The organism is Streptomyces sp. NPDC055078 (genome assembly GCF_053607985.1).
On sequence record NZ_JBSGUP010001012.1, the window covers coordinates 1 to 1,903 of the forward strand.

The window sequence follows — 1,903 nt, forward strand, 5'->3', positions numbered from 1 at the left end:
GCCGGGCAGTGGTCGCCCTCACGCTGTCCTCCCTGTTCGTCGCGCTGGTCGCGGGCGGCACCGCCTACTTCCTGCTGCGGGACGAGGACGGCAACCGGGCGAAGCCCGGACCCCAGCAGCCGACGACGAGCACCCTGTCCTCCCCGTCACCGGCGACGGGCCCGGGGGCTCCCCCACCGTCGAAAGAAGTCCCGGAGAAGTACCTCGGCACCTGGCTCGCGACCTTCGACACCGCTGACGGCACCAACACCCGCACCATGACGATCACCCAGGGCGCCCGGGGCGAACGGGTCATGAACCTCACCGGCACCAGCCCCACCTACGACTGCGCATGGTCGGCCAGCCTCCGCTCCCCCGGCCCGCCCCTCGAACTCGGCCCGACCCAGGTCGTCTCGGGCGACCCGGGGAAGTGCTCCCCGGGCCAGTGGAGCCGGCTGGAGATGACGGCCGACGGGACGATCGTGCGGGAGCTGGTGGGGTCGGGCGGGGTGCCGCTGACGTATATGAAGACGGACTACTGAGAACGGACCGAGGTGAACGGACCGAGGTGAACGGACCGAGGTGAACGGACCGACAAGAGCGGTCCGACAAGAACGGACCGACGTCCGGCCGACAGCGGTCCGACGACGGGGCCGATGACAGGCCGACGACGGACTACTGGGAGCCGCCGGGCCGGAACGAGTAGAAGTACCGGTTGCCCTCGTACTCGTTGAGCGACCAGATGCGCTTTGCGTCGACGTCGTAACTCATGTCCTCGGGTCCGACCGGCAGCCTTCCCAGCCTGGTGACCCGCGCCACGCCCCCCGATGGCCTGGTCGTCCGCTTCAGATGGCCCGGAGACCCGCCGTCGCTGACGGAGAGACGGTAGGAACCGCCCACCCGGACCGCGCCCTGGATCCTGGTCCCGCCGGCGATCCGCACGGTCGGCGCGGAGGTGAGCCGGGCCGGATAGCCGTACCGGCTGCGCTCGTTGAGATCCCAGTGGGCGATGTTCGTACCGGATACGCCCCGGCGGAACTCGCTCACCACCAGGGAGTGCCGTCGTGTCGTCCGGTCCAGCGACACCTGGGAGAACCTCAATTGCTCCGGCACTCCGACGAGCTGATACATACGGCCCTGGGGCAGCACATAGGCGTTGTTGTACGCGTGGTACTTCCCGGCGCTGTCCCGCCCGCAGTAGTCGGGATCGAAGCCGGTGGCGCGGAACATCTCGTTCGTGTGGAAGACCCGCAGCGCTCCCTTCGCACTGTCGGCGACGTACAGCCGGTCCTTGTACCAGGCGATGCCGCCCGCGTGGACATCCACCGGCTCGAAGCCGTGGTGCCCGCTCGTGCCGAAGACCGGTTCGACCAGCAGGACATGCCGGTATCGCGGCGTCCCCGAGCTGACGTCGATGAAGGTGACCTTGGCCCCTTGGTGTGCGTTGCCCGCCTGCGCCCGCCCGTACCACGAGACGACCAGGACGCTCCCGCCCGTCCCCCGGGCGTCATGGAGGCCGGTGATGCCCTGGGGCCGCCATTTGAAGTCCCCGAAGTCACGCTTGTCCCAGGTGAATGCCTTGGCCAAACCCCCGGGCGCGTCGGGCAGACTCGCGCCGACGTTGCGTCCGGTCCGGTCGAGGTCGGCCAGCACCGTCCGCACCCGGGCCGGGGGCAGCCCCGCGGCCCTCAGCCCCCGGATACCCCGCTCGAAGTCGCCGCCTATGCCCCCGTTGACCCGCCGCAGCCTGATCCGGCTCGCCGCCTCCGCCGTACCGCTGAACAACAGCCCGCCCGCGGCGGCGGCCACCGGCGCGACGGCCATGCCGCGCAGAATGTTCCTCCGTGTGATGTCCATGTCCCGGAGACTAGGGCTCAATGGGACGGAGTTCCGCTGCTTCGGCTGTCCGGGACATGTCCCGGAC

1 protein-coding gene and 1 pseudogene are annotated in these 1,903 nt (G+C 70.0%); one reads left to right on the forward strand and one right to left on the reverse strand.

Going from position 1 to position 1,903, the window contains the following annotated elements:
- A pseudogene (locus ACWF94_RS39650) lies at window positions 1-521 on the forward strand (serine/threonine protein kinase); the annotation flags it as partial.
- 133 nt (window positions 522-654) lie between these two features.
- Here the strand turns inward: ACWF94_RS39650 and ACWF94_RS39655 are convergent.
- Entirely contained in the window at window positions 655-1,836 is a 1,182-nt protein-coding gene (locus tag ACWF94_RS39655; RefSeq protein WP_453500014.1) for a hypothetical protein, read from the reverse strand.
- Between the last annotated feature and the right edge of the window lie 67 nt (window positions 1,837-1,903).

Coding starts and splice junctions, on each gene's coding strand:
- ACWF94_RS39655 (WP_453500014.1), bottom strand. CDS start 1,836: ATGGACATCACACGGAGGAACATTCTGCGCGGCATGGCCGTCGCGCCG.